This is a genomic window from Rathayibacter tanaceti, assembly GCF_001634385.1.
Lineage (GTDB): Bacteria > Actinomycetota > Actinomycetes > Actinomycetales > Microbacteriaceae > Rathayibacter > Rathayibacter tanaceti.
This window is the reverse complement of sequence record NZ_LIIN01000243.1, coordinates 1-1556: the sequence shown is the minus strand read 5'-3', so window position 1 is coordinate 1556 and position 1556 is coordinate 1. Positions and strand designations below refer to the sequence as shown.

Here is a 1556-nt window from a genome sequence, read left to right as displayed (position 1 = left end):
AGTATAGAGTGAATGGCGTCGAGTGAGGCGTGCTTACGCATGTAGGGAATTCCGATCTCGACCACCGCCTGCGTGAAATCCGCCGCCTGCTCTTCAACAGTGCCATCGTTTTTGAAGTGCCACTCTCTCCGTTTTCGGTCGTCAGCGGCTTGGTCGAGGGGGAGCGAGATTGTTGGCGTAAGGAAGTTTTCCCCCGGAAGTTCCGGCTGTATCTCGTAGTAGATGCTTTCGCTATTGTCATGGGCGGCAATACCGCTCGCTATCTGCGACTCGATAATCCCGTTTAGGCTTGACGGACCTCGGGTTGTATGAGCGAAACCAGGTCAGGGAGCGATCCGGTCGATGTACGCAAGAAATTTATTCGCGAAGTCTCGGTCAACGCGCGTCGAGGGATCGTCCTTGCCTGCGATCTTTGCGAGTTCCGCTTCGATATGCGCACGCGCGGCATCACGACCGTCCTGCACGAGAATCGTGACCGCAAGCCGTTCGCGAGCAACACGCGCGTGAGGAATCATGTTGATACCGGAAAGCGTGGTGCGGACAGCGTCGAGTGAGGCGTGCTTGCGCATATAGGGGATACCGATGTCGACGACAGCCTGAGTCATTTCTGCCGCCCGCTCCTCGACAGTGTCATCGTTTGTGAAGATCCACTTCATGAACCTTGGGTTCTCGGCCGCATAGCCGATGGGCGTTGTAATGGTCGGGGTGGGATATTTCCTTCCTGGGAGGTCGGGCTCCACTTCGTAGTAAATTCGTTGGATCTCGTCACACACCACACCGATCACTGGATGAATTTCTCCTTCCCGTGGACTCCAGCCGCTACTACTCAGCCCGACCCACCCCTGCCATCCCTCAGATAAGGGCAGCACAAGGATGTTTCTCTTTTTTCTAAACCCCGCTTCGTTCAGCTTGCGAACGCAAACCGTTTCAACTTCTGTGTGAAATGACAACTTATTCTCCTAACCGATATCCCACGGATCTACTCGCACTACCATCGCATCTAGGGGCTTCCCGAGCTCTAGGCCGGCCCCCTCTGCTTTCCGGCCGGCCGGTATTGCGCTTCCACCGGCTCTAATGAGAGGGTAGGCGAATTCTTGGTTCTTTGTGAGTTTCGCGTGGCGGCCGTTCTTGGCTTCGATGAAGTACAGCTCCCCAGATGGTGTCATAGCCAGGATGTCGATGCGTGTTCGGACTCCGCCAACGATGAGCGTGATCTCGGTTCCGACGAGGGTATCGCCGCGTGCTTCGAGGGCTTCGATGGAGGCTTGGACGCCTCGTTGGCCTTTCGCGACGAGGGCGGCTCCGGTGAGGCGCGGTCGGACAGGGGTGAGGGGACGATCATCCAGACGGGTGGTGGGGATGTCTCCGCCGAGGCGGCGGCTGATCCCGGTGGGCAGGTCGAGGCCGGGCGGGAGGTCCGCGTCGGAGCCGGGGGCCGCGCCCCACGGGTCCTCCGAGGTCGTTGCGCGCTCGGTGCACCAGCCGGCGCCGACCCAGGTGTCGCCGATGCCGGTGACGCCTCCGGGGGTGGCGCGGATCGGGGTGTCGCCCACGGA

General features: G+C 59.8%; 2 protein-coding genes. Both read right to left on the bottom strand.

The genetic code is table 11. The annotated features are described in order from the left end of the window. Positions 1-323 precede the first annotated feature (323 nt). Positions 324-950, bottom strand: a complete 627-nt coding sequence (locus ACH61_RS15345) for a hypothetical protein (RefSeq protein WP_132505911.1) — start codon at positions 948-950, stop codon at positions 324-326. A 9-nt stretch (positions 951-959) separates the two neighbouring features. Beyond that, positions 960-1556, bottom strand: a 597-nt coding sequence (locus tag ACH61_RS17660) for a nuclease-related domain-containing protein (RefSeq protein WP_169809834.1), incomplete at its 5' end; no start/stop codon positions are given.